At 57.1% G+C, this 25,724-nt stretch carries 21 protein-coding genes; 11 read left to right on the top strand and 10 right to left on the bottom strand.

The window, feature by feature from the left end; all coding sequences use genetic code 11:
- Positions 1–84 precede the first annotated feature (84 nt).
- A complete protein-coding gene (locus AC1ME2_RS23350) occupies positions 85–1,299 on the top strand; it encodes a pyridoxal-phosphate-dependent aminotransferase family protein (RefSeq protein ID WP_480437150.1) in 1,215 nt (404 codons plus the stop codon).
- A gap of 79 nt (positions 1,300–1,378) precedes the next feature.
- Here the strand turns inward: AC1ME2_RS23350 and AC1ME2_RS23345 are convergent, their stop codons facing one another.
- The gene (locus AC1ME2_RS23345) at positions 1,379–2,854 is read right to left on the bottom strand and encodes a mechanosensitive ion channel domain-containing protein (protein ID WP_480437147.1); all 1,476 of its coding nucleotides are present in this window, start codon (positions 2,852–2,854) and stop codon (positions 1,379–1,381) included.
- 91 nt (positions 2,855–2,945) lie between these two features.
- Positions 2,946–3,707: an SDR family oxidoreductase gene (locus AC1ME2_RS23340; protein WP_480437145.1), complete on the bottom strand. Its 762-nt coding sequence runs from the start codon at positions 3,705–3,707 to the stop codon at positions 2,946–2,948.
- Positions 3,708–3,944: 237 nt separating this feature from the next.
- On the opposite strand from AC1ME2_RS23340, the gene AC1ME2_RS23335 reads away from it, so the two are divergent.
- Positions 3,945–4,949 carry an NADP-dependent oxidoreductase gene (locus AC1ME2_RS23335; protein ID WP_480437144.1) on the top strand — a complete coding sequence of 335 codons (1,005 nt, stop codon included), beginning with the start codon at positions 3,945–3,947 and terminating at the stop codon, positions 4,947–4,949.
- A gap of 76 nt (positions 4,950–5,025) precedes the next feature.
- On the opposite strand, the gene pyrF is transcribed toward AC1ME2_RS23335, so the two are convergent.
- On the bottom strand, positions 5,026–5,724 hold the full coding sequence (pyrF, locus tag AC1ME2_RS23330) for an orotidine-5'-phosphate decarboxylase (RefSeq protein WP_480437143.1): 699 nt from the start codon (positions 5,722–5,724) through the stop codon (positions 5,026–5,028).
- Between the two features lie 284 nt (positions 5,725–6,008).
- Here pyrF and AC1ME2_RS23325 point away from each other — a divergent pair, with 284 nt between their 5' ends.
- Positions 6,009–6,176, top strand: a complete 168-nt coding sequence (locus AC1ME2_RS23325) for a DUF2897 family protein (protein ID WP_480437142.1) — start codon at positions 6,009–6,011, stop codon at positions 6,174–6,176.
- Positions 6,177–6,381: 205 nt separating this feature from the next.
- Here the strand turns inward: AC1ME2_RS23325 and AC1ME2_RS23320 are convergent, their stop codons facing one another.
- Both AC1ME2_RS23320 and AC1ME2_RS23315 read right to left on the bottom strand, forming a co-directional pair.
- On the bottom strand, positions 6,382–7,203 hold the full coding sequence (locus tag AC1ME2_RS23320) for a substrate-binding periplasmic protein (RefSeq protein ID WP_480442300.1): 822 nt from the start codon (positions 7,201–7,203) through the stop codon (positions 6,382–6,384).
- A gap of 100 nt (positions 7,204–7,303) precedes the next feature.
- Complete coding sequence (locus AC1ME2_RS23315) at positions 7,304–7,927, bottom strand: TetR/AcrR family transcriptional regulator (protein WP_480437139.1); 624 nt, start codon at positions 7,925–7,927, stop codon at positions 7,304–7,306.
- 273 nt (positions 7,928–8,200) lie between these two features.
- On the opposite strand from AC1ME2_RS23315, the gene AC1ME2_RS23310 reads away from it, so the two are divergent.
- Together AC1ME2_RS23310 and ppnP are read left to right on the top strand one after the other, a co-directional pair.
- Complete coding sequence (locus tag AC1ME2_RS23310; protein ID WP_480437138.1) at positions 8,201–8,743, top strand: 3'-5' exonuclease; 543 nt, start codon at positions 8,201–8,203, stop codon at positions 8,741–8,743.
- A gap of 108 nt (positions 8,744–8,851) precedes the next feature.
- The gene (gene ppnP, locus AC1ME2_RS23305) at positions 8,852–9,133 is read left to right on the top strand and encodes a pyrimidine/purine nucleoside phosphorylase (RefSeq protein ID WP_480437137.1); all 282 of its coding nucleotides are present in this window, start codon (positions 8,852–8,854) and stop codon (positions 9,131–9,133) included.
- A 35-nt stretch (positions 9,134–9,168) separates the two neighbouring features.
- On the opposite strand, the gene AC1ME2_RS23300 is transcribed toward ppnP, so the two are convergent.
- Positions 9,169–10,947: an ABC transporter transmembrane domain-containing protein gene (locus AC1ME2_RS23300; RefSeq protein ID WP_480437135.1), complete on the bottom strand. Its 1,779-nt coding sequence runs from the start codon at positions 10,945–10,947 to the stop codon at positions 9,169–9,171.
- A gap of 292 nt (positions 10,948–11,239) precedes the next feature.
- On the opposite strand from AC1ME2_RS23300, the gene AC1ME2_RS23295 reads away from it, so the two are divergent.
- A complete protein-coding gene (locus tag AC1ME2_RS23295; RefSeq protein ID WP_480437133.1) occupies positions 11,240–11,416 on the top strand; it encodes a PA1571 family protein in 177 nt (58 codons plus the stop codon).
- Between the two features lie 81 nt (positions 11,417–11,497).
- Here AC1ME2_RS23295 and pdxB read toward each other — a convergent pair whose 3' ends face one another.
- A complete protein-coding gene (gene pdxB / locus AC1ME2_RS23290; RefSeq protein ID WP_480437131.1) occupies positions 11,498–12,640 on the bottom strand; it encodes a 4-phosphoerythronate dehydrogenase PdxB in 1,143 nt (380 codons plus the stop codon).
- A gap of 140 nt (positions 12,641–12,780) precedes the next feature.
- Between pdxB and AC1ME2_RS23285 the strand changes: the two genes are divergently transcribed.
- Entirely contained in the window at positions 12,781–14,181 is a 1,401-nt protein-coding gene (locus tag AC1ME2_RS23285) for an MATE family efflux transporter (RefSeq protein ID WP_480437129.1), read from the top strand.
- A 595-nt stretch (positions 14,182–14,776) separates the two neighbouring features.
- On the opposite strand, the gene tusA is transcribed toward AC1ME2_RS23285, so the two are convergent.
- Both tusA and rlmM read right to left on the bottom strand, forming a co-directional pair.
- Positions 14,777–15,031 (bottom strand): sulfurtransferase TusA, encoded by a 255-nt coding sequence (gene tusA, locus AC1ME2_RS23280; RefSeq protein ID WP_480437127.1) that lies wholly within the window; start codon positions 15,029–15,031, stop codon positions 14,777–14,779.
- 130 nt (positions 15,032–15,161) lie between these two features.
- Entirely contained in the window at positions 15,162–16,226 is a 1,065-nt protein-coding gene (rlmM, locus tag AC1ME2_RS23275; RefSeq protein WP_480437125.1) for a 23S rRNA (cytidine(2498)-2'-O)-methyltransferase RlmM, read from the bottom strand.
- Between the two features lie 223 nt (positions 16,227–16,449).
- On the opposite strand from rlmM, the gene acnA reads away from it, so the two are divergent.
- The 4 genes from acnA (at position 16,450) to AC1ME2_RS23255 (ending at position 23,009) form a co-directional block, all read left to right on the top strand.
- On the top strand, positions 16,450–19,191 hold the full coding sequence (gene acnA / locus AC1ME2_RS23270; RefSeq protein WP_480437122.1) for an aconitate hydratase AcnA: 2,742 nt from the start codon (positions 16,450–16,452) through the stop codon (positions 19,189–19,191).
- 209 nt (positions 19,192–19,400) lie between these two features.
- A complete protein-coding gene (locus AC1ME2_RS23265) occupies positions 19,401–20,966 on the top strand; it encodes a methyl-accepting chemotaxis protein (protein WP_480437120.1) in 1,566 nt (521 codons plus the stop codon).
- A gap of 307 nt (positions 20,967–21,273) precedes the next feature.
- Complete coding sequence (locus tag AC1ME2_RS23260) at positions 21,274–21,939, top strand: hypothetical protein (RefSeq protein ID WP_480437118.1); 666 nt, start codon at positions 21,274–21,276, stop codon at positions 21,937–21,939.
- Between the two features lie 419 nt (positions 21,940–22,358).
- Positions 22,359–23,009 carry a hypothetical protein gene (locus tag AC1ME2_RS23255; protein ID WP_480437115.1) on the top strand — a complete coding sequence of 217 codons (651 nt, stop codon included), beginning with the start codon at positions 22,359–22,361 and terminating at the stop codon, positions 23,007–23,009.
- Positions 23,010–23,098: 89 nt separating this feature from the next.
- Here AC1ME2_RS23255 and AC1ME2_RS23250 read toward each other — a convergent pair whose 3' ends face one another.
- A complete protein-coding gene (locus AC1ME2_RS23250) occupies positions 23,099–25,369 on the bottom strand; it encodes an autotransporter outer membrane beta-barrel domain-containing protein (RefSeq protein WP_480442298.1) in 2,271 nt (756 codons plus the stop codon).
- Positions 25,370–25,724: the final 355 nt, after the last annotated feature.

Genomic DNA, 25,724 nt, shown 5'->3' with positions numbered 1-25,724 from the left:
CGTTGAGGTATGCTCGGCAGCGTCTGACACAGCGCTCGGTTGCTTAGGTAGCGCCCCTATTTCATCGATCAATAAAGAACGTTCATGAACATTAAAATTCCGGCTTCCATCATCGCGCTCGATCAAATTTTGCCTCAGGAACCGTTGCTGATGATGGGCGCGGGCCCCGTGCCGCTGCCACACAAAGTCGCCTATGCGAACTCCATCGTCATCAATCACCTGGGCGATGTGATGAATCAGGTTATCGACCAGGTCAAGGAGATGGGCGCCTATGTCTTTCAGACGGCGTCCAAGCACGTATTGGGTGTCGCCGGACCCGGTTCAGCGGCGATGGAAATGGCGATCTGTAACCTGGTGACCCCAGACAGCAAGGTCCTGTCGATCTGCAACGGTTACTTCAGTCGTCGTATGGCCGAGATGGCGTCGCGTGTCGGGGGTGCAGTCACCATCATGGAGGTCCCGGACAATCAGGCGGCCGACCCTGATGTGGTTGAGCAGTATTTGAAGCAAGGCGATTTCCGGACGCTGACCATTGTTCAGGGCGAGACGTCGAATACCGTTTATAACCGCCATCTGGAAACGATTTCGCGGCTGGCGCATTCCTACGACTGCGCAGTGATTGTCGATGCGGTTTGCACCTTGAGCACCATGCCGTTCGACATGGATGAGTGGCAAGTCGACGCGGTCATCACTGGCGGACAAAAAGGCTTGTCGTCAATCCCAGGTGTTTCGCTTCTAGCTTTTTCCGATTACGCATGGGCGCGAATCGAGGCGCGTAAACAGCCTATCGCCCACTGGTGCCTGGACGCACTGTTGGCCGACAAGTTCTGGAACCAGCGTTCTTATCACTACACCGCACCGGTCTCTGGCATTCTCGCGCTGCATGAAGCGTTGCACCTGGTGTGCGAAGAAACCCTGCCGCGTCGATTCCACCGACATGAGCTGTGTTCCAAAGCGCTGCAAAGAGGGATGGAAGCCATGGGCCTGGAACTCCTGGTCCCGGAAGAAGTGCGCCTCAACTCGGTGATCGGCATCAATGTTCCCAAGGGCGTTTCCGCTGACCTGGTCAGAAGCCATATGACAGCCGTACACCGTGTCGAAATCTCCGGTTCGTTCGGCCTCAATATTGTGCGTATCGGTCAGATGGGTGAGCAAAGTCGCGTACACAACCTGTTCAGGACCTTGCACGCCCTGGGATCGAGCATGCGCCATGCCGGCGCTTCTCTGGACCTGCCAACCGGGATCTCCGAACTGGAACGGTATGTCTCTCGCGATACAGCCTCGGCCGCGGTCAGCTAAAGACCAATCAAGGGTGCAGGCGACACCAGGCACTCGGTGTCGTCCCCACCCATCGTGAAAACGTTTGTGCTGTGGCGACTCAACTGAGTTTGTCAGTCGGCCCGCGCTTGTTACCGGGCTGGAATCGAGTCACACTTTTGCGAAACCATTGCAGGAAACCGTTCTGGCCGACATCCACCGGTTTGAGCTGAATCATTGTCGCCCGGGCCTGCGCACGGAAGCGCGCCAACCCTGCCAGTGCGCCGCGCAACTCGCCATGCTCGTTAAGCCAGGGCTCGAGGTCTTTGGTTTCGATGCGATAGACCATGCAGTCGGTCATCGCGCTGAACCGCGCCAGGCTGACCGACTGATCGACAATGCCGGTTTCGCCTATCAGTTCACCCGGCCCCATACGCCCGACCTCGAACCAGCCATCGGGCCGTTCAACGGCAGCCGTCACCACCCCCGACTCAATGATCAGCAGCGCATCGGGAACGACGCCCTGAGCAAGAATCACCGCACCGACAGGGAACGACCCCACGTGCATATGGCGCTCGAGTTCGGCACGGTCCTCATCGCCGAGCATGCGCAACGCACCCACGGTATTGAGCACTGCCGACTGCCGCGTCGCAGGCTTGACCTGGTCCTGTCGCAAGGTTTCGGACGCCGCCAACTGGCGATAGATCAAATCATAGAGCTGGTTACTCACCGCGCTGCGACGATCCCTGGATTTGACGTAACCGGTGATTTCATACTCCACGGAGCGCAAACCGGACGCCTTGACCACGGCCCCGGCTTTGGGTTTTACCAGCAGCTCACGGCAGCCCTGCAAGGCTTTTTCCAACGAATCCAGCACCAGGCTGGGGCGCAAGCGCACCGGCAACTCGACGGTCAGGGTCACGGAATGAAAATGATCGGGGCGGCTGAAATTGACGATCCGGGTCTTGGCCGCCATCGCGTTGGGAATCACCGCCATGCTGCCTTCGGACGTCAGCAAATGGGTTGAGCGCCAATCAATCTCGATCACCTTGCCTTCTATGTCGTCGACGCGAATCCAGTCATCGACGCGAAAGGGTTTGGTCGCGTTGAGCACGATCCCTGAAAATACGTCGCCCAGGGTGCTCTGCACTGCCAGACCGAGGATGATCGCCACCGCGCCCGACGTCGCCAGCAAGCCTTTGACCGGAAGATCAAGGATGTAGGCGGCAGCCGCGACGACCGCAACCAGAAAGATGACCGCGCCCATCAGGTCTTGCAGCAAATGCCCCTTGCCACCGATCCGCGGCTCCAGCACCACCACTGCCAATACGGTCAAAGTTCGGGCGCCGTACAACCACCAGGCAATAGCCAGCATGGTCGCCAACGTGTGGCGCGGCGGCAGTACCGCGTCCGGCACCGGGAACAGAGGACTCAGCCCGGCATCCAGCAACGCCATGCTGAACAACAAAAACAGGCCGAGTCGCACCACCATCTTCCAGCGCACATGCCGAGGATCAACCCACTGCCAAAGGGTCAGGTCGATAACAATCAACACCAAGGCACTGACCAGTGGATAGGCAAACCACATGAACTCCATCGACACACTCCTGACACATCGCCGCTACAGGAGGCGAGCTTAGCCGATCGGTGTGTGCAGGGTAAGCACGTGCTGCGGGCGCTGGCGGGCCTTAAATCGCGGTCACCCCGCCGTCCACCGCCAGCGCGTGGCCGGTAGTGAAGCTGGCGCCATCGCTGCACAGATAAAGCACGGCACTGGCGATTTCTTCGACGGTGCCGACACGGCCGACCGGGTGCATGACGGCAACGAATTCGGCCTTCTTCGGATCGGCTTCATAGGCGCGGCGATACATGTCGGTGTCGATCACTGCCGGGCAGACGGCGTTGACGCGAATTTTCTTTTTTGCATATTCGATCGCCGCGGATTTGGTCAAGCCGATCACGGCATGCTTCGATGCGCTGTAAATACTCATCTTCGGAGCAGCGCCAAGGCCCGCCACTGATGCCGTGTTGACGATGGCACCGCCGCCCTGGGCAAGCATCAGCGGCAATTGATACTTCATGCACAACCAGACGCCTTTGACGTTGACGCCCATGATCGCATCGAACTCGGCTTCACTGCCCTCGGCCAAACGGCCCTTTTCGATCTCGATGCCGGCATTGTTGAAGGCGTAGTCGACGCGACCATAGGTACTCACTGCCTGCTCCATCAACTGGCGCACTTCAGTTTCCTGGGTGACGTTGCAGCGCACAAATACAGCATCGCCGCCCGCAGCCCGAATCAATTCGACAGTGCCTTCACCCCCGTCGCTGTCCAGATCCGCCACCACCACTTTCAGGCCCTCCCCAGCGAAGGCCAATGCGGTTGCGCGACCAATACCTGCAGCAGCGCCCGTGACCAAAGCCACTTGGCCGGAAAAAGTCATGCTCATGTCGTTGTCCTCAGACGGTTGAGTAGTGAAGCAGTCTAGCCAGAGCCTGCCGGGGCGCGTCAGCACTATAAGAAGCCCGGTTATGGACTTATGCATCAGAGTGATTAAACAGCCAGTAAGTCATCACTCGGCTGGATCGGCCTGCATTCGCCAGACGGACACCTCTTGCCGGAACGACGGCCAACGACTATCACGTAGGCGTGTTCTCTCTCCTTCCTGTCTAAAAGAGTGCCTGCCATGACTGTCCTGACCAACCGCCAATTCCTGCTCGCCAAACGCCCTTCTGGCGCAGCGAGTCGCGACGACTTCATCTTTCAGCACGTGCCTGTCGGCGTAGTGGCGGCCGGTCAGGTCTTGGTCAAGAATGAATACCTGTCACTGGACCCGGCGATGCGCGGCTGGATGAACGAAGGCAAGTCCTACATTGCGCCCGTGAATCTGGGCGAGGTGATGCGTGCGTTGGGCGTGGGCAAAGTGGTTGCGTCACAGGACCCGAAATTTTCCGTCGGCGATTACGTGCAGGGTGCGCTGGGTGTGCAGGACTATTTTCTGGGTGAGCCCAAGGGTTTCTACACAGTCGATCCAAAACTGGCACCGCTGCCACGTTATTTGTCAGCACTGGGCATGACCGGCATGACCGCTTATTTCGCCCTGCTGAACGTCGGCGCGCCCAAAGCAGGTGAAACCGTAGTGATTTCCGGGGCGGCGGGTGCGGTGGGCAGCGTTGCAGGGCAGATCGCCAAAATCAAAGGCTGCCGCGTGATTGGCATCGCCGGAGGCAAAGAAAAATGCCAGTCGCTGATCGATGAACTGGGCTTCGATGGCGCCATCGACTACAAGAATGAGGACGTCCACGCCGGCCTCAAACGTGAATGCCCAAAAGGCGTCGATGTGTATTTCGACAACGTCGGTGGCGATATCCTCGACGCGGTTCTTTCCCGCCTGGCGCCCAAAGCCCGGGTGATCATCTGCGGCGCCATCAGCCAGTACAACAACAAGGAGGCGGTGAAAGGCCCGAGCAACTACCTGTCGCTACTGGTAAACCGTGCACGCATGGAAGGGTTCGTGGTCATGGACTACGCCCCACACTTCGCTGCAGCCGGTAAGGAGATGGCCGGCTGGCTGGCTTCAGGCCAACTCAAAAGCAAGGAAGACATCGTCGAGGGTCTGGAAACCTTCCCCGAAACCCTGATGAAACTGTTCAAGGGTGAGAACTTCGGGAAATTGGTATTGAAGGTGTGATTCAAGATCGTCGGTGCCTGAACCTAAGCCTTCGCGAATGAATTCGCTCCCACAGAGTCCTCACAATCCTGCGGGATTATGCCAACTCAGCCACGACCGCTGCCAGCGCTTTTGCCGGGTCGGCGGCCTGGCTGATGGGACGGCCGATGACCAGGTAGTCAGAGCCGGCGTCCAGCGCCTGACGCGGGGTCAGGATGCGACGTTGGTCATCCTGGGCGCTGCCTGCCGGACGAATGCCGGGCGTGACCAGTTGCAGGGACGGATGGGCGGTTTTCAAGGCATGGGCTTCGAGTGCCGAGCACACCAGACCGTCCATACCCGCTTTTTCCGCTAAAGCGGCCAGACGCAGCACCTGCACCAATGGTTCAACATCCAGGCCGATCGCCGCCAGGTCCTCACGCTCCATGCTGGTCAGCACGGTGACACCAATCAGCAACGGTTTTGGCCCGCTGCGCTGGTCGAGCACTTCACGGCAGGCCGCCATCATGCGCAAGCCACCGGAGCAATGGACGTTGACCATCCACACGCCCATTTCTGCCGCGGCCTTCACCGCCATCGCCGTGGTGTTGGGGATGTCGTGGAATTTAAGGTCGAGAAACACCTCGAAGCCCTTGTTACGCAGGGTTTCAACGATGTCCGAGGCACAGCTGGTAAACAGTTCTTTACCGACTTTGACCCGGCACAGCTTCGGGTCCAACTGATCGGCCAGTTTCAATGCGGCGTCACGGGTGGGGAAATCCAGGGCGACGATGATAGGAGTCTGGCAGGCGGACATGAGTAGGCTCTCGGGCAAGTCGAAATCGGCGCATATTGTAGCCGAACCGACCCCTTTTCGGGACCCGGTGATCGATAATTGATCCCGATCGCGCACCCACCCGAGCGTCCTGCCCCGACACCGCTGGCATTGCAGCTGCAACCTTCAACCGGCAGATCCGATGTTGATCGGGTTATAAGTTGTTAATAATCAGCACGTCGCTAACAAACTGGGCTAAGGCCGCCTAGAATTGAACCACTGGCAATCTAGATTGCTCAAAGTGACATCACTTCAAGGAGAGCCCTATGCCCTGGTATGCCTGGTTAATTCTGGTCGTTGCCATTGGCTCGATCGTCGGCGGTTTGTTTATGCTGCGCAGCACCGCTACAAAGGTTGATTTGACCGATGAGCAGCTCAAGCGCGTCCATGAACGCAACGCCGAGATGGATGCCAAAGACGCGAAGAATCGTTGATCCGAGCTACTTTTTTCGCAGTGTACGAACCTGCGCTCCCCGATCAACAGTCAGCGCAAAATGTGCGCTGGCCACACATCCTGCGGGAGGCCTCGCCGCGTCTTCGACGCTGCGCTGTCGCACAGCAAACTGGGCTGCGATTCTGCCCGAAGGGCGGAGCTGGCTTGCCTGCGAAGAGAGTCTTTTGGCCCCTCTGGCACCTGGGCTAACGCCCCCCATCTGCCGCCACCGCGCGGTGAGTCTGCAGCGGCGTGACCGCAATTCGAAACGGCTGGAAGATAGTGAACATCTGCCCGTTATTGCGAAGCTGCTGCAACAACTGGCTGAACTGCTTGCCCGTGATGGCCGCCCGTGGACTCAGCAAGGCGTAATGCCGATAAACCTGATCGACCCGCTCGGACACCAACAACTGACGAGCCTCATCAGGATTACGTGCCATGAAATCGCTCAGGTACGAGCGCGTCACCAGCGCAATGTCGACTCGCCCACGCAGTACCATCAGCAGGTTGGCGTCATGGGAATAGGTCAGCGTGGCGTTGTAGCGTTCGGCCAGAAACCTGGGCTCGGCATTGAATTGGGCAAACGCGTAGTGATAACCACTGAACAGCGCCAGGCGCTTGCCGTGCAAGTCGTTGAAATAGGTTTCAGTGCGACCTTCGACGCGCTTGGCGACGAAAATTTCAGCGTCTTCCAGGCCCATATCAACGTTGACATGCGCAATGTCCTTCCAGCCCCAGTCCGGGTTTTCGAAGATGGCCATGTCGATCCGGCCCTGCTGGAAATCACGAAAGCGACGCGGTATGGACGTCGGCACCAGTAGAAACTGAAAGTCGCTTTGCGCCGCATTCAAGGCGATGACCAACTGCGGCAACAAGCCGGTGGCATCGCCGTTTTCCGGGCGGATGGTGTAGGGCGGGAAGTGCGCGGCGCCCACACGAACCAACTGCGCGGCGCTAGCCTGCCAGGCCCACAACGTGCAGACGGCCAACAGCACTATTCGGGAAGCCGCCCGCAAAAGCAAAAGCATCAAGACAGCGCACCTCAAGTAACTGACTCCCGACAAGCTATGCGCTTTCGGATTGTTAGACAATGTCAAAGTGATACCAACCCGCATTAATTGACAGGTTTCAAACTTCTTTTAGCACCATCATCAGCGCTTCATCTGCCAACTGATCGAGCGTCATGCTGCCCTGAGCGCTAAACCAGGTGGTGGTCCACGACAAGGCACCCATCAGAAAGCGCCGCGTGATGAACACATCGCCCTTGATATAGCCGGCCTCTTTCGCCTCTCCCAACACCCGCAACCAGAGCTGCTCGTAGAGGTCGCGCAAGGCCAGCACTTTAGCCTGCCCTTCTGCCGACAGCGACCGCCACTCATAAACCAGCACCGCCATGGCCTCGCCGCGGCCCCCCATAATCGATTGCAGCTCACAACGAATAAGTGCCAACACCCGCTCGCGCGCACTGCCGGCTTCGGCGAGCGCCGCGTCCATCAACGCGGTGTTATAGCTGAGGGTCTCTTCCATCACTGAGCGCAGGATTTCGTCCTTGCTTTTGAAGTGATGAAAAATGCTTCCGGACTGAATGCCCACCGCGCTGGCCAAGTCCCGCACGGTGGTGCGTTCGTAGCCTTTGTTGCGAAACAGGTGAGCAGCCACCTGCAACAGTTTGCCGCGGGCACTCTCGGGATCAGTCATCTGGCCACCGTCCACCAAGTCGCGCATCACCCTCAGGGCTTTTTGCTCGTCCACGGTGAGACTCCTCTTGGAAATGGGCATATAGCGCGCGCAATTTATGCTTGTGCGACGCACCAAGCAAGCGCTTGGGTGGCGCACACGGCAATAAATCCAAACCTGCGCTGCAAAAACCTGGCGTTCGTTTTGTAGCGGCTCAAGCTGCTGATCACCGCTGGGCAGCGCAGAGCAATCAGCTCAGATACCGCCAGGTGTTTCGTACCATTGGACGTATCGGGCTGATTGTGTCTACGCTCAAGTCACCTTAGCGCTGTCTCATCGGAGTTTGATATGCCGCACTGGCTGGTGATTGATCTGGAAGCCACAACAGAGGACGGCGGCTGGCCGTTGGCCGAGATGGAGATCATTGAGATTGGAGTGACCCTGGTCAATCAAGACGGCCGGGAGCTGGATCACTTCGAGCGTTTCGTGCGGCCTTTGCGCCGGCCGCTGCTGACCACTTTTTGCCGGGAGCTGACACACATCAGTCAGGTCAATATCGACAACGCAGCCCCCTTGACCACGGTCTGGCCGCAGTTCGAACGCTGGCTCAGCCACCACCTCCCACGCGTGGGGGGGTGGGCCAGTTGGGGAGAATATGATCGCCGGCAACTGGAACAGGAATGGCAGCAGCAGCAACTGACCAGCGCCTTGAGCACCCTGCCCCACGTCAACCTCAAACAACGTTTTATTGAGGCCCGAAAACTGCAACGCCCTCTGGGCTTGAACAGTGCGTTGCAACTGGCTGGCATGCAATTCAACGGGCAGCAGCACCGGGCGCTGGTGGATGCGCGCAATACTGCGCGACTGCTGCCACTGATTCTTCCAACCTGACTGATTGCCTTCCGGAGTGACGCAATTTTTAAAGCGGATGACGGCCTTTTATACGTTCGGCATACTGAGCGACCTTTTGTAGCCCTTATTTTTTTCGAGGAATCGCCCATGTTTAAAGTCAACGAATACTTCGACGGCACCGTCAAATCGATTGCGTTCCGTCAAGCGGAAGGCGATGCCACGATCGGCGTCATGGCGGCGGGTAAATACGAGTTCGGTACCAGCAAGCGCGAAATCATGCACGTCATCTCCGGCGCCTTGAAAGTCAAACTGCCAGACAGCGACGTTTGGGAAACCTTCACGTCCGGCAGCCAGTTCAACGTGCCGGCCAACAGCAAATTCCATCTGGACGTCATTGAAGACAGCGCTTATCTGTGTGAGTACCGCTGAGTCAGCGGTAATCGTGTGACGCTACGCGCCACCTTTCAAACCACCGCCTCCTGATTCGTATTGAACTGCAACGCCGCCAGCCGTGCATACAGCGGGTTGCTGGCGATCAGTTGGTGGTGGGTGCCCACTGCAATCAAACGTCCCTGATCAATTACCGCAATGCGGTCGGCGTTTTGTACCGTGGCCAGACGATGGGCAATAACCAGCGTCGTGCGGCCTTTCATCAGGCTTGGCAGGGCCTGTTGGATAAGGTGTTCGCTCTGTGCGTCCAGCGCACTGGTGGCCTCGTCCAGCAGCAGAATCGGTGCATCGACCAATAACGCTCGGGCAATGGCCAGACGTTGACGCTGGCCGCCAGACAGCCCAAGCCCGCCATCGCCCAGATGGGTCTGATAACCGTCGGGCATCTGCAAAATGAACTCATGGGCATGGGCAATCCGTGCTGCTGCCTGCACTTGCTCGACGGTTGCGTCGGGATTGCCGTAGCGGATGTTCTCTTCAACACTGCCAAAAAATAGCGCGGGCGTTTGCGAAACCATGGCAAAACAGCGTCGCAGGTCCAGCGGATCAAGTTGGGTAATGGGCAACCCTTCGACCAGAATGCGCCCCTTTTGCGGGTCATAAAAACGCAGCAACAGATCGAACAATGTCGACTTGCCCGCACCGGAAGGTCCGACCAGTGCCAGGGTTTCGCCGGCCTCGATACTCAAGCTAAAACCATCAATGGCGTTACGCTCGAGGCGTGACGGGTACGCAAAACTCACGTCTTCCAGGGTCAGACGCCCGCTGACCCGCTCAGGCAGATGCAGCAGGTCACTGACTGGGGGCTCAATTTCACTGGGCGCCTGCAGCAGTTCGGCAATCCGCTCAGCCGCGCCCGCCGCGCGCTGTAACTCGCCAATCACTTCGCTCAGGGTACCAAAGGCGCTGCCGACGATCAGGCTATAAAAGACGAACGCCGCCAGTTCTCCACCCGAAATACGCCCTGCGATCACGTCCATGCCGCCCACCCACAGCATCACCCCCACGGCGCCTAATACCAGAATGATGACCAGGGTAATCAGCCATGAACGCTGCAAAATACGTTTGCGGGCGGTGTCGAACGCCTCTTCGGCAGTCACCGCGAAGCGTTGTTTGTCCTGCTGCTGATGGTTGTAGGCCTGCACGGTTTTGATCTGGCCCAACGCCTCGGCGACATAACTGCCGACATCGGCAATCCGGTCTTGGCTCAAGCGCGACAGGCTGCGTACACGACGGCCGAAAATCAGAATCGGCGCCACCACCAGCGGCAAGGCCACGACCACGATGCTGGTCAGCTTGGGGTTGGTAAAAAACAACAAGACAATGCCGCCGATGACCATCAGCAGGTTGCGCAAGAACAACGATAACGACGAACCGATCACCGACTGCAATAGCGTGGTGTCGGCCGTCAGCCGCGACTGAATTTCCGAGCTACGGTTGTTTTCGTAAAAGCCCGGATGCAGGTTGATCAGGTGGTTGAATACCTGCTTGCGGATATCGGCCACCACTCGCTCACCAATCCATGACACCAGGTAAAACCGGGCAAAGGTGCCAATAGCGAGCCCTACCACCAGCAGCAGAAAAAACTCGATCGAGCGGTTGAGCAACTGCGGCGACTGGGTCATGAAGCCTTGATCCACCATCAGGCGAATGCCTTGGCCCATGGACAAGGTGATGCCTGCGGTCACGATCAAGGCCAGCAAAGCACCCAACGACTGCCAGCGATACGGCGCGATAAAACGCAGGGCCAGACGAATGGCATCGCGTTGCCGACTGGAAAACACTGAAACCATGAAAGTGATCCGCCTGTCGAAAAGACCTGAACCAGAGAGCCTACACCTCTCGCCCAGACGAAACCCCGGATAACGCTGCCTCGGGCGAAATGAACCCCCTGCGATGCACCTGGATCGGTGCTGATATGACGTCTCTCGATAAGTGTTAGACAGTTTTAGTCTAACGCCCTACTGGCAGTTTTCGAGTTTTTCTGGTGGAGTTGGCTGCCGCCTGAATGCGCTGAGGGAATGTCACAGCGCGGTCATCAAGCGGGTTTACGTTTAAGCACACAACCTGATGAGGAGACAGGCCATGAGCTTGCAAAACAGCACCAATCACGTACCGGTCGTTCGAGCCACCCCGACCCTGCCTGTCGGGGGCGCCATTCTTGACAAAGATGGACGCGAGATCCTGATCACCGAAGAGATGGTTCAGGTCGCGTGTCAAGAATGCGACAAACAGTGGGTCAAACCCGAAAAACAAGATTGATGCTGCACCGCATTTTTAAACCCGGCCTTGATGCCGGGCTTTTTCTGTCTACAAGATAAGTGTTTCCACAGGGAGTGTGGTTTACACCAACACCGCACCCAACGCCGTCACGATCCGCTGCAATGGCAGCGACTCACCTAGGATACTCACGGCCAGTCCTGCAATTTCGCGGCGAGCCGGGTAGTGTTTGCGTAACGCATCAAAGGCCAGCCGCCGACTGTTCATATCGCCGACCAGGCTGCGGCGAAAGTCTGCGTCGTCGCGGCGCGGGTCATAGACCCCACGGCACAGCATGGCCAGCGCCCAGGCCGGATCGCTGTTGGCATTCAGGCTGACCTGCGCCAGCCAGGGTTTTGGCAACAGGTCGTCCAGGTTGATCCGAGGTGTTTGCCCCAGGTATGCGCAAAATGCCTGATAGATCTGCGCCGTTCCGCGCTGCCTGCCATCAAGGCTATAACCGGCGATGTGCGGCGTGGCCAGGACACACAAATCAGCCAGCGCTACATCCACCTGCGGCTCGCCTTCCCAGACATCAAGCACCGCTTGCAGGTCTTCGCGCTCAAGCAACACCTTACGTAAGGCAGCGTTATCGACGACCGCACCCCGACTGGCGTTGATCAACCAACTGCCGGGCTTGAGCTGCTGCAAACGCGAGTGATCGAACAGATGCCAGGTCGGTTGATCACCGGCCTTGCTCAGCGGCGTGTGCAGGCTGATGACATCACAGCGCTCAAGCACCTGCTCAAGGCTGACAAAGTCGCCGCCCTCCGCCGCTTGACGGGGTGGATCGCAGACCAGCACATTCCAGCCCAGCCCGCGCAACACCTTGACCAGTCGCCCGCCTACCTCACCGGCACCGACCACGCCATAGGTCCGCCGAGTCAGGTCGACGCCTTCGATCTCCGCCAAGGTCAGCAAACTGCCCAGCACATAGTCGACTACCCCGCGCGCGTTGCAACCGGGGGCGCTGGACCATTGAATTCCGGCCTCCTGAAAGTAATCCAGATCCAGGTGATCGGTACCGATAGTACACGTCCCGACGAAACGTACCGGGCTGCCCTCAAGCAGCGCCCGATCAACCTGGGTCACCGAGCGCACCAGCAATACATCGGCATCCGCCACGGCGGCACGGTCGAGAGAGCGTCCTGGCACACGACGGATGTCACCGTACGGGGCAAAAAAGGCATCGAGCAGCGGTATATTTTCGTCGGCAACAATTCGCATGATAAGGCTCCTGGAGTCGGCGGCAGTGTAGGCGCTAGGCCCCTTACTAGGCCAGTCATCGTCTTGCACAACTTCAATTCCTGACTCTTGTGTCAAGAGTGTAGAATGGCCGGCTTTCTGCGTCAGCTTTTGGATTTATTGTGAACTCTGCAACAACACTTTCACCCCCCTTGACCCGTCCGGCGAGAGTACGCCTGGAATTGCGCACGCTGCTGGCATTGGCGCTACCAATCATGATCGGACAATTGGCCTACACCGCCATGGGCTTTGTCGATGCCGTGATGGCAGGCAGTGTCGGTCCCCGGGATCTGGCGGCCGTGGCCTTGGGCAACTCGATCTGGGTACCGATTTACCTGTTAATGACCGGGATCCTGCTGGCGACCACGCCCAAGGTCGCACAACGTCATGGCGCGGGCCAGACCACGGAAGTCGGCGCACTGGTGCGTCAGGCATTGTGGCTGGCGTTGGCGGTCGGTCTGGTCGCGTCAACGATCTTGTTGAACGCCGAACCTGTGCTGCACCTGATGAAAGTCGACCCGGTATTGATCGAGCCCTGCATGCAATACCTGCGCGGGATTGCCAGCGGTCTGCCCGCCACGGCACTGTTCTACGTGCTGCGCTGCCTCAGCGACGGCCTGGGCCGTACCCGGCCAAGCATGGTGCTCGGCTTGTGCGGTCTGGCGCTGAATATTCCGCTGAATTACATCTTCATCTACGGCCATTTCGGTATGCCAGCCCTGGGCGGTGTCGGTTGCGGTTGGGCCACGGCCATCGTGATGTGGGCCATTTTGCTGGGCATGACGGGCTGGGTGCGGCGCGCGGCGGCTTATAAAGCCTGCGAAGTATTCAGCCGTTTCGAGTGGCCGCAATGGGCAGCAATCAAGCGTCTGATCGATATCGGCCTGCCCATCGGCATCGCTGTGTTTGCTGAGTCGAGCATCTTTGCGGTGATTGCGCTGCTGATCGGCAGCCTCGGCTCCAACGTGGTGGCCGGGCATCAAATCGCCCTGAACTTCAGCTCGCTGGTGTTCATGATCCCCTTCTCGCTGGGCATGGCCGTGACCGTGCGCGTCGGCCAGGCACTGGGGCGCAACCAGCCCCGGGAGGCGCGCTTCACAGCGGGAGTCGGGATGGCAACAGCCTTGGTCTATGCCTGCTTTTCGGCCACAGTGATGATGCTACTGCGTGAGCACATCGCGACGATCTATACCGCTGACCCGGTGGTGATCAAGATGGCCGCGTCGCTGATCGTGTTTGCTGCATTGTTCCAGTTTTCGGATGCGATCCAGGTGACCGCCGCCGGCGCCCTGCGCGGTTATCAAGACACGCGCGTAACGATGATCCTGACCTTGTTCGCGTACTGGGGGATTGGCTTGCCGGTGGGGTATGCCTTGGGCCTGACCGACCTGCTCGGTGCCGCCAGCGGCCCTGCCGGCCTGTGGCAAGGGCTGATCGTCGGGCTGACCTGCGCAGCACTGATGCTCTCGATCCGCCTGACCGGCAGCGCACGCAAGCGGATTCGGGTCAGTTCAAAAGCTTAAAAATCGACCGGATTTTGTAGGAGGCCCCGCCCCGTCTTCGACGCCGCGCTGTCGCGCAGCAAACTGGGTTGCGATTTGTGTGTCGTGATTGATGGCGTGTCAGATAAGCCGCCTTCGCGAATAAATTCGCTCCCACCGGGATCTTGATTTGCCTTTAGTTTTTGAGTGAATTGACTGCCGAATTACGGCAACGCCCCTTTTCCAGGAGGCCGAGCGCAGGCGTTGCGCAGGGGGTAACGAGGCAAGGATGCCGAGTAAGCCGCACGGGGCCAGGGACGGCCCCTTGCGGCGACCCCGGAGCAACGCCGGAGCGAGGATCCGCATGGAGGGGCAAAGCGTTTTGGCGGGACCTTTTTGCGGTTCGGCGTCCCGACGTTTGAAAAAGGTTCCTCGCTGTAAGAGCGAAACCGTAGTTCCAGCACATCCAAATGCCGGATATACACATCAAAAACAGCGCCAACACATTGTTTTTAAAATATTAAAAAGCAGTTTGATAAGAGGCTTGCTTGCCTGCGATAGCTGTATGTCTAGCACACCGAATCAAGTGGATCGCGGGCAAGCCCGCTCCTACATTGGGATTGTAGGCGGTTGCACATCAATCCAGCTTTTTGCGAATCCAGTACAGGTAAGTACCGCCGTCCGCCTGCTGCTCGACCAGTTCATGTCCGAGGAACACACAGAACTTGGGGATATCGCGACGGGTCGAGGGGTCGGTGGCGATGACTTTAAGCAAACCGCCCGCCTGCAGGTCCCTAACCTTCTGGTGCAGCATCATCACCGGTTCCGGGCAATTAAGGCCGCTGGCATCGAGGATGGCGTCGACCGGTAAGGTATCGATGGATTCAGACATAAGACACTCCAAAAACAGGCGAGCATTGTCGCTCAAAGCGGTGGGTAAGTTGAAGCCTGCTCCCATAGGTCCAGTGAAATTCCTGTGGGAGCAGGCTTGCCTGCGAAGAAGTCAGCACCGTTCTACTGGCTCAACGCCGCTTGCCATCCAGACGCCGCAGATGACACGTCACTTCTTCACGGTCGTGGTACAGCTGCTTGCAGCCGATTTCGACCCTGATGCCCCGTGCCTCGAAGCCTTCTTCAATACGCAGCAACAAGCGACGCACTTCGGCATAACGCTGCTTCATCGGCAGCTTCAAGTTGACCACCGCCTCTCGACACAAGCCTTCGCCCAGCCAGGTTTCCAGCAACGCAGCATTGCGCGCAGGCTTTTCGACGATATCGCAGACCATCCAGTCCACCGGATGACGCGGTTTGAAGGTAAATCCGTCCGCCATCAAATGCTGAACCAACCCGGTGTCCATCAAACTTTCGGCCATAGGACCGTTGTCGATAGCCGTCACCAGCATGCCACGCCTGACCAATTGATAGGTCCAGCCACCCGGTGCGGCGCCCAGATCGACGGCGGTCATCTCGCCCGACAAGCGCTCATCCCACTGATCGCGAGGGATGAAATGGTGCCAGGCTTCTTCCAGTTTCAAGGTCGAACGGCTAGGCGACTCGCGGGGGAACTTCAGGCGTGGAATACCCATGGGCCACATCGCCGAGTTATCCGCGTCGGCCATGCCGAGAAACACTTCGCGTCCGCTTTTAAAGGTCAACAGCAGACGGGGTTTGTTCGCGTCTTCCACCAGCTTGCCGGCTTGGGCCAATGCCTTGCGCAAGGGTGCTTCGAATTTGCGACAGAAGTTCGACAACTCTTTGCCATCGTTGGTATCGACCACTTCCAGCCACAGACTGCCGCACGTCGGGAAGCTCGCGAGCTGGGCCAGAATCACGCTGATGCGGTCGGTCTCAGGTAAGTCGAGGAAAACACCACGCGCCCATTGCCGAGGGAAGATCAACTGAGCAAAGCGCTGCCCTTTCATCAAGCGCTCTGCGCCATCTTCTTCAGTGCAGACGAACTCGGCACAGGCAGCATTGGTTTTGGCTTTGGCGTAACCCGCCACATTCAAACGGGCCGCGTGCTCGGCGATCTCAGAACAGACTTCACCTTCGAAGCCTGGCCGGCAGTGCATAAACAGGGTGTTCATTCAATTCTCCTGGGCAGCGGCAAAACATTTAGCCACTGCGCGGCGCTCGGGGTCAGCCCCCAACGCTTAAAACCGGCGCATGATAACGGAATCAGGAACCACTGGCTCCGCTCTACGGTCCAGTAATACGCATGTCATTAGCCAGAACTACCCATCAGAGTTAATTTAAGGCTCTGTTCGATTCCAAGGTCCGTCCCGTGCGGACCCGTCAAGGAGTTATTTCATGCCCTCCCTCGATAGCCTGAAAAGCCTCAAAACATTAGAAATCGACACTAAGACCTATCACTATTTCAGCCTGCCGGAAGCCGCTAAATCCCTCGGCGATCTGGGCAAACTGCCGATGTCGCTCAAGGTATTGCTGGAAAACCTGCTGCGCTGGGAAGACAACAAAACCGTCACCGGCGCCGACCTCAAGGCTGTGGCCGCCTGGCTCACCGAACGACGCTCGGATCGCGAGATTCAATACCGCCCGGCCCGGGTACTGATGCAAGACTTTACCGGTGTGCCCGCAGTCGTCGATCTGGCCGCGATGCGCGCGGCCGTCGCCAAGGCGGGTGGCGATCCCCAGCGCATCAACCCGCTGTCCCCGGTGGACCTGGTGATTGACCACTCGGTCATGGTCGACAAATTCGGCGATGCCAGCGCTTTCGGCCAAAACGTCGACATCGAAATGCAGCGCAACGGCGAGCGTTATGCCTTTCTACGCTGGGGCCAGAACGCATTCGACAACTTCAGTGTGGTGCCGCCGGGCACCGGGATCTGCCACCAGGTCAACCTGGAATACCTCGGGCGCACGGTTTGGACCAAAGACGAAGATGGCCGCACGTATGCCTTCCCGGACACCTTGGTCGGAACCGATTCCCACACCACCATGATCAACGGTCTGGGCATACTGGGCTGGGGCGTCGGTGGGATTGAGGCGGAGGCAGCGATGCTCGGCCAACCGGTGTCGATGCTGATTCCTGAAGTGATCGGCTTCAAACTGATCGGCAAACTCAAAGAAGGCATCACCGCCACTGACTTGGTGCTGACCGTCACGCAAATGCTGCGTAAAAAAGGCGTGGTCGGCAAATTCGTCGAGTTTTATGGCGACGGCCTGGCTGACCTGCCATTGGCTGACCGCGCCACCATTGCCAACATGGCCCCGGAGTACGGCGCCACCTGTGGCTTCTTTCCCGTAGACGATGTAACGCTGGATTACCTGCGCCTGTCCGGGCGCCCGGCGGAGACCGTGAAACTGGTGGAGGCCTACAGCAAAGTACAAGGCTTGTGGCGCCTGCCTGGTCAGGAACCTATATTCACCGACAGCCTGGCGTTGGACATGGCCAGCGTCGAAGCCAGTCTCGCCGGGCCGAAACGCCCACAGGACCGGGTCGCGCTGCCGAATGTCGCGCAAGCATTCACCGACTTTCTCGGCCTGCAGGTCAAACCCACCGGCAAGGAGGTAAGCCGCCTGGAAAGCGAGGGCGGCGGCGGTGTTGCCGTGGGCAACGCGGACCTGATCGGCGAAGCAGACTACGAGCACGACGGCCAGACCTACCGGTTAAAAAATGGCGCCGTGGTGATCGCCGCGATCACCTCCTGCACCAATACCTCCAACCCCAGCGTGATGATGGCTGCCGGGCTGTTGGCAAAAAAGGCGGTAGAAAAGGGGCTGACCTGCAAACCGTGGGTCAAGACCTCACTGGCACCCGGCTCGAAAGTGGTCACCGATTACTACAAGGCCTCAGGCCTGAACCAATACCTCGATAAACTTGGCTTTGACCTGGTCGGTTACGGCTGCACCACCTGTATCGGTAACTCCGGGCCGCTGCAAGAACCGATTGAAAAAGCCATTCAAACGTCTGACCTGACCGTCGCTTCGGTCCTGTCTGGCAACCGCAACTTTGAAGGCCGCGTCCATCCACTGGTAAAAACCAACTGGCTGGCCTCCCCGCCGCTGGTCGTGGCTTACGCCTTGGCCGGCAGTGTACGCATCGATATCAGCCGCGATCCACTGGGCGTAGGCTCGGACGGCAAGCCGGTTTACTTGCGCGATATCTGGCCAAGCCAGAAGGAAATCGCCGCAGCGGTGGAAAACGTCAACACCGCCATGTTCCATAAGGAGTACGCCGGGGTATTCGCCGGTGACGCGCAATGGCAAGCCATTGAAGTACCGCAGGCGGCGACGTATGTCTGGCAGGATGACTCTACCTACATCAAGCATCCGCCCTTTTTTGACGGCATCGATGGCCCACCGCCGGTGGTCGAAAATGTATCGGGAGCACGCATCCTGGCGCTACTCGGCGACTCGGTGACCACCGACCACATCTCCCCCGCAGGCAATATCAAAGCCGACAGCCCCGCAGGCCACTACCTGAGCGAAAAAGGCGTAGAGCCACGGGACTACAACTCCTACGGTTCTCGTCGCGGCAACCATGAAGTCATGATGCGCGGCACCTTCGCCAACATCCGCATCCGCAACGAAATGCTCGGGGGCGAAGAAGGGGGTAACACCCTCTATGTGCCGACCGGCGAAAAACTGCCGATTTACGATGCTGCCATGCGCTATCAAGCCGACGGCACGCCACTGGTGGTGATCGCCGGGCAAGAATATGGCACGGGTTCAAGCCGTGACTGGGCGGCCAAGGGCACCAACCTGCTGGGGGTCAAAGCCGTGATAGCCGAAAGCTTCGAGCGAATTCACCGCTCCAATCTGGTGGGCATGGGCGTATTGCCGCTGCAGTTCAAGGGTGGTCAGAACCGCAAAACGCTGAAACTGACCGGTAACGAAAAAATCGACATCACCGGCCTGACCAACGCTGAACTGCAGCCTGGGATGAGTTTGAAGCTGAACATCACCCGTAACGACGGCAGCCACGAGACCCTTGAGGTGCTATGCCGGATCGATACGTTGAATGAGGTTGAGTACTTCAAGGCAGGAGGGATTTTGCATTACGTGCTGCGGCAGTTGATTGCTTCTTAGCGGATCAGGCCTGTCCGTCGTTCAACCCTCTCTCACAGAAACCTGTGTGTTTCTGTGAGAGACCTACCCGATATTTGATTGCACATTACTATCATGATCAAATGCCTGCGCCTGTCAGGGCCCTACGACTCGTCGGTCATTTTAGAAACCTGCTTAATTTATCAGCGCTTTGGTCGATAACTCGCTAAAGCCCAGCGGACTCGAAGCTCATGCGTAATAACCAGCCCATCACCCAACGCGAACGGACGTTTCCCGCGCAACAGCGGTTGATCTCCACCACCGACGCCAAGGGCGTGATCACCTATTGCAACGAGGCCTTCGTTGAGATCAGTGGTTATTCCGCAGAGGAGCTGGTTCGAGCACCGCACAATATCGTCCGACACCCCGACGTGCCCTCCGCGGTTTTCGGCCACATGTGGGCCACCCTCAAGCAGGGTCAGCCGTGGATGGGGATCGTCAAAAACCGCTGCAAAAGCGGCGACCACTACTGGGTCAACGCTTATGTCACGCCGATGTATGAAAATAATCAGATCGTGGGTTATGAGTCGGTGCGGGTCAAACCTACCGCCGAACAGATCCGTCGTGCGGAAGCGTTATACAAACGTATCAATAACGGAAAATCGGCGGTTCCTCGTCGGGACAAATGGTTACCTGTACTGCAGGACTGGGTGCCCTTCATCCTGGTGAGCCAATTAAGCTTCATGATTGGCGCCTGGCTCAACTCCAATTGGGGCTTCGCCCTCGCCGCTGGGTTGTCAGTCCCCCTAGGGCTACTCGGTTTGAGCTGGCAGCAGCGTGGTACCAAGCGATTGTTGCAATTGGCCGAACAAACCACCTCCGACCCACTGATCGCCCAGATGTACACCGACAGCCGTGGGCCGCAGGCGCGTCTGGAAATGTCGATCCTCAGCCAGCAAGCCCGCCTGAAAACCTGCCTGACCCGCTTGCAGGCCACCGCCGAACACCTGAACGAGCAGGCCCGACAATCCGACACCCTCGCCCACGCCAGCTCCGATGGGCTTGAGCGTCAGCGCGTCGAGACCGAGCAAGTGGCCACCGCCGTCAACCAGATGGCCGCCACCACCCAAGAAGTCGCCAACCACGTGCAGCGCACGGCCGATGCCACCCAGCAAGCCAACGAACTGACTCGTCGCGGCCGTGATATCGCAGGCGAAACCCGCGAAGCGATTCAGCGCCTGTCCACCGCCGTCGGCGAAACCGGCCTGACCGTGACGCAACTGGCCAAAGACAGCAACGAAATCGGCAGCGTGGTCGATGTCATTAAAGGCATCGCCGACCAGACCAATCTGCTGGCCCTAAACGCCGCGATTGAAGCGGCACGCGCCGGAGAAATGGGCCGAGGTTTCGCAGTGGTCGCCGATGAAGTTCGTCAACTGGCGCAACGCACCACCGAATCCACCGGGCAGATTCACAGCCTGATCGCCAAACTGCAAAAGACCGCCAACAACGCCGTGCAAACCATGGACGCCGGGCACCGTCAGGCCGAAGAAGGCGTTGCTCGGGTTCTGGAAGCCGACAAAGCACTGATCGGTATCAGCGACGCTGTGGCCAACATTACGGACATGACCACCCAAATCGCCGCCGCCACCGAAGAGCAAACCGCCGTCGCCGAGGAAATCAGCCGCAAGATCGCCACCATCGCCCAACTGGCCGATAAAACCTCCGACGAAGCCCGCCGCTCGGCAGTGCTGAGTGAAGAGCTGACCAGCACCGCGCACTCCCAGTACTCGCTGGTGGAACGATTTAATCGGTAATAATTGATGGCGTTATAAGGAACCCCAACAGGCTTTGTTTGTTGGGGTTTTTTATTGGGTGGGGTTTAACACGCTGTAGGATGTTTCTGAAATAACGTAGCAAGTTCATTTATTTTCCGCAAACCTTTTCAAGGTTTTCTTACGAAGAGGGTTGACAGCTCTTACGGAGTTCTATTAGTTGATTTGAAGGTAGAGAACCCAATAGTTAATTACCACCCGCAGTGGGATTTCCTGTCTCTGCCCAACACAATCAATCAATAGCGGCGTAGCGGGTAATACCCGCTCATGCCGCAAGGAGTTTATAAAAATGAACAACGAACGTAAATACGGACTAAGTGCGCCTGTCGTGCCCGTCGCAGATATCGACGGCCTTATTAAAACTGTGGATCTTGAAAGTGATGTCGTCGTTCGCTTCCATGTTTGGCAGGGAGCAGAACAGCGCGATAGCTATCAACTATTACTGAATGGTGAACTCGTCGGCAGCATGGAAAGCTTTCCGAGTCCGCCCCCGGAAGTCGGTACTGAACTCAACTTACTCATCCACGTAGACAAGCATCTCAAGGAAGATGGGATATACACTGTTGGCTACAGAACAATCGGTTTTCCAGGCGAAACAGCTGGCGACTCTGCTCTCTCATACATCCAAGTCGACCGCACCCCACCCGGCGCAACCCTGCTCGCCCCCATGATCTTCCCGGACGTCACCTTGGACGAAACCCTTACCGGTACGGTCCCTGGTTACGCTGGCATGCAAGCTGGCGATGTCATCCAGACAGTGTGCAATGGCACTGAGGGACCGTCCCACACGGTCCAGGTAGAAAACCTGACGATTGCCCCTGTAAAAATGCAACTCTATCGTCCATTTCTGCAAGGGCTGGACAGCAATCAAGTAACAATTGGTTACTTTGTCACTGATCGCGCAGGCAATATTTCCATCACCTCGAAAACTGTAACCTTAACGTTGCAACCCTAAAATAACGCCTAGTCGCTCAGCCCAAAAAACCCTGATAGATGTTCTATCAGGGTTTCTTTTTTCCAGAAGCAAGTAACTTCCTTTATGCTCGTAGGAATTAACCAAAATTTGTAGGCAAGCTCCTACACACTATTGATTTACTGACTATCCGAACGGACCATCCTCTTGACAAATTAACGCACACTCTATTACGTCGACACGCATAAAATTAAAACTAGCGACTCACACGCCGCATCAATTTTTCACACTATGAAATCAATGGCAGAAAACTCAGTGACAACCGTGCTACCTTCTAGCCACGCCGCAGCCTCGTCACACAAAGCAATGTAATTTTTCAGGAATAAATCACCATTGCAGCTTATAAATCTAGTGCTGCAGAACTATCAACGTTTACGTCCGCACTCTAAGGAGCATTGAATATGGATGATCAGAAGCCACCTGGCTCTCCTCCCTTCAACCCTAAAAAGCCCAAGACGAAGGGTCATCGTCCGGCTCGGCGAGACAGCCCCAGCAAGCCCGGTGCGCCTCAGGGCTCTCAACCGACCGCTGAACATTCGGGCGGCGCTCAGGAGCCCCCATCAACCGGGGAAATGGCCTTTAACTACGTCCACGCACTTCGGGCTGAAGATAGCCCAGCGGATGTGCTTGCGGTCCTGATTTCCGCCGACCTGGGGCCACCCTTTCTGGAAGAGGGGTTCAATCCTCAGTCGATCTCAGAGGCACAGATGAGGGCCGGCATCACGGTACTGATACCGGGTTGTCCCCACTTGAAACCCGGTGATGAATTCAACCTGCTTTGGGGCAGCAAAATCTACCCCAACCAGACGCTGAATGAAGAAACCATCAACGATCCAATCATGGGTATGCGGTGGGTGTCGTACAGTGTCTATGATGCTATCCCACAGGGCAAAGTCGACGTATGTTACGACGTCAATCGCGATGGACAACGGATTGGCACCTCCGCAATTCTCCATGTGAATCTACACAGCTGTTACAGATCCGGCGAAAAACAACGCAACCGAGGACGGTCCGTCAAACGCAGACAGCGGAGGCGGCCGCCGCCACAGTAATAGTGGTGTGAAGAAAAAAACCGGTGAGCGATCACCGGTTTTTTTTACACATAGGGCTTCAGAACCACGAAGCGATTGGATTCACCCCGTCAAAAAGCAAACCGCACACCCACATTCGCCCCCCACGGCTGCTCAACATTATTGCCCTTCATGTAGTCGAAGTCGGCATGCACTTGCAGGCGCTTCGACAGCGATACCGCCACCCCAGCACCCAACTCGGCACGCGACCCGAACAGGTCATTGTTGAAACGGGTGTCGTTGACCGTCACCTCGTTGCTGCGCGCAAACTCGTGAGCAACAGCGACACGCACATAGGGCTGAAGTACACCACCGTCCTTGAGCGCAATGTTACGACCGACCGAGGTACCAACCTTGCCCAAAACTGACTGAGTGCGGCTGTTCTTCGCCTCCAGGCCATTGTCCAGGGTGTAATGGTCGCCATGAATCACCACGGCCGCCATCTGCGCAAAGGGTTCAAAGAAAAAGTCATCAGCCAGCTTGATGTGCTTGCCGACTTCCACCGACCCACCGATACCCGTATTTGTGTAATCGCCCTTGGCTTTGGTCTGGTCGCTCATCGCCACCTCAGACTCGTTGTGGAATTTGTTGAGCTTGAGCACACCATCAACGTAATAGTCCTCCTCCAACAGCCAGGTACCGTAAGCGCCGACGTAGTAGCTGTCGACATTGCCTGACGTACCACGACTCAAGTCCAGGTCAGACTTGCTGTAGCCACCGAGCAAACCGATCAGCAACTGACCGTTACTCACCGGAACCGGCGCATCCGCACCGAACGACATCCCGCTCTGCTTCTGCTCATAGTCGACACCTGCACCTGTCGTGGCGTTGAAGCGATTGCCATACGCCCGAATCCAGCCGCCACCCTCGCCGCTGGTACGCACTTCACCCATGCGGCTACGCAAGGTGGTCAATTCACTCATCCAGATATTTGGTGCAGCGTTGAATAACGCCAGCGCACTCTGCGTCGAGGGGCTGATGGTTTTGCCCGCACCGACGATAAACCAGTCGTTACCCTGTTTTTCCAGTTCGTAGGAATAGGCGCCCAAATCCACCCGATTGCCCAGCAAGTTGAATTGCGCATCACCGCCTTCGGTGTGGACCACCTGCAATGGCTGAATATCGGGCGACACGGGTTCAACGCCTGTGTTTTTCACCTTGAGTGTGAAGTCGCCATTGGCCTGCCCATTGACCTCCAATAAGTCACCGACACTAGCATCCAGATCGATGCTCATGGCAAATGCACCGCTACCGGACAACTGCCCCAGCGACAACGTATGAAACCCGTCCGCACCAAAGCTCACCCCGCCGCCGTTGAGGCTCAATGTTTTGACTGCGTTATCACCCACCATCTGCCACTGCGCACCGGAATTGATCGACAAATTATTGCCGTTGATCACATCACCGGTGAGGTGTGCATTGTTTTGCAGGATGACATTCAGCGTGCTGGTGTCATCGGCAACAAGATTGCCGGTCAGGGTGCTGTTGTCGACGGTGAATTTTACGGTGCTGCCTCCGTCGACTTCCAACAGATTGCCGTTACCGGATAAGAGGGTTGAATGGTTTTGGATCGTAATACTGGCAAGTGCACTTATATCGGTTATTGTTCCTACACTGATTGCGGCACCGGCCAACCCTTCAATAATTGAATGATCGACGACCGCTTTAGTTTCTTGATCAAATCCGGTGCCAGTTACTCCTTCGGAACCATCGATAATACGAAGCCCATTCAGTTCGCCACGAACTTGACTGTTACCCTGAACAGTCAGCTTACTGCTTCCCGCACGAATACCAAACCCCCCATCCTCGTCAGACTTATAGCCTGTCACGCGAACATCATCGATAACCAGCGAGCTGTAAGCCCCTAATGACGCTCCTCTGCCGGCTCCTGTAATTTCGCTGCCGCTGACAAATGCTGAAGAGCCAGGATTTATAGCGTCGTGACGAGCAACAAGAAACAAACCAGCGCCGCTATCATTACGAACCACCGACTGGTTGATTTTCACGATACTGTCTGATACGTCGATACCAGCAGTCACCGTGCTGGAATTGACATTGACAGTGGAACCAAAAGCCCTGATGACATTGGCCACGGCGTTATCGACGAGGTTAAGGGTTCCTCGGTTTTGCACCGTATATGAATCTGGTGGAATAGAGCCGTCAATTGTTACCTGCCCACCATCAATCAGTCCCTTTTCGATAGCTTTTTCATCGAGCATTATTTCGGCAGTTCCTGCCTGCGCGGCAAGCACCTGAAACCCCGATAAAGCGCCCATCGATACGACAATAATTTTCAGGCAGACATGACATACGGCGTTTCGATTTTTTTTGCTATCTAACATATTGCACTCCAAAACTATCAGAGCGGTAATTCTCTGCCATTAAGATCTATCCTCCACCGCCAAAGTCTCTCCCACGCGTAGGAAATCTCCTAAATTGACCCTGTAAACGACTTACAGCCGAATCACTGCCCAATTAAAATAGGTGTTATTTCGGCACTTTTATTTAACTGATTGTTGCCTAAACAAGGTCAATGCAAATGAGAGCCCGGCGAAAATAATTATTTACCACCTCGTATTGACATCTTTCAAAAAAACCGATTACGTCGAAGCCGGACATAGGGAATCTTATGCCAACATGTCAAGCACCATCAGACATAACTTATTAAATAGTACGCAGAGCACCTCCGTACTTAAT

It is taken from the genome of Pseudomonas sp. ASL9 (genome assembly GCF_056680335.1).
Note: the sequence above shows the minus strand (reverse complement) of the source record. Positions and strands in the feature narration are given on the sequence as shown.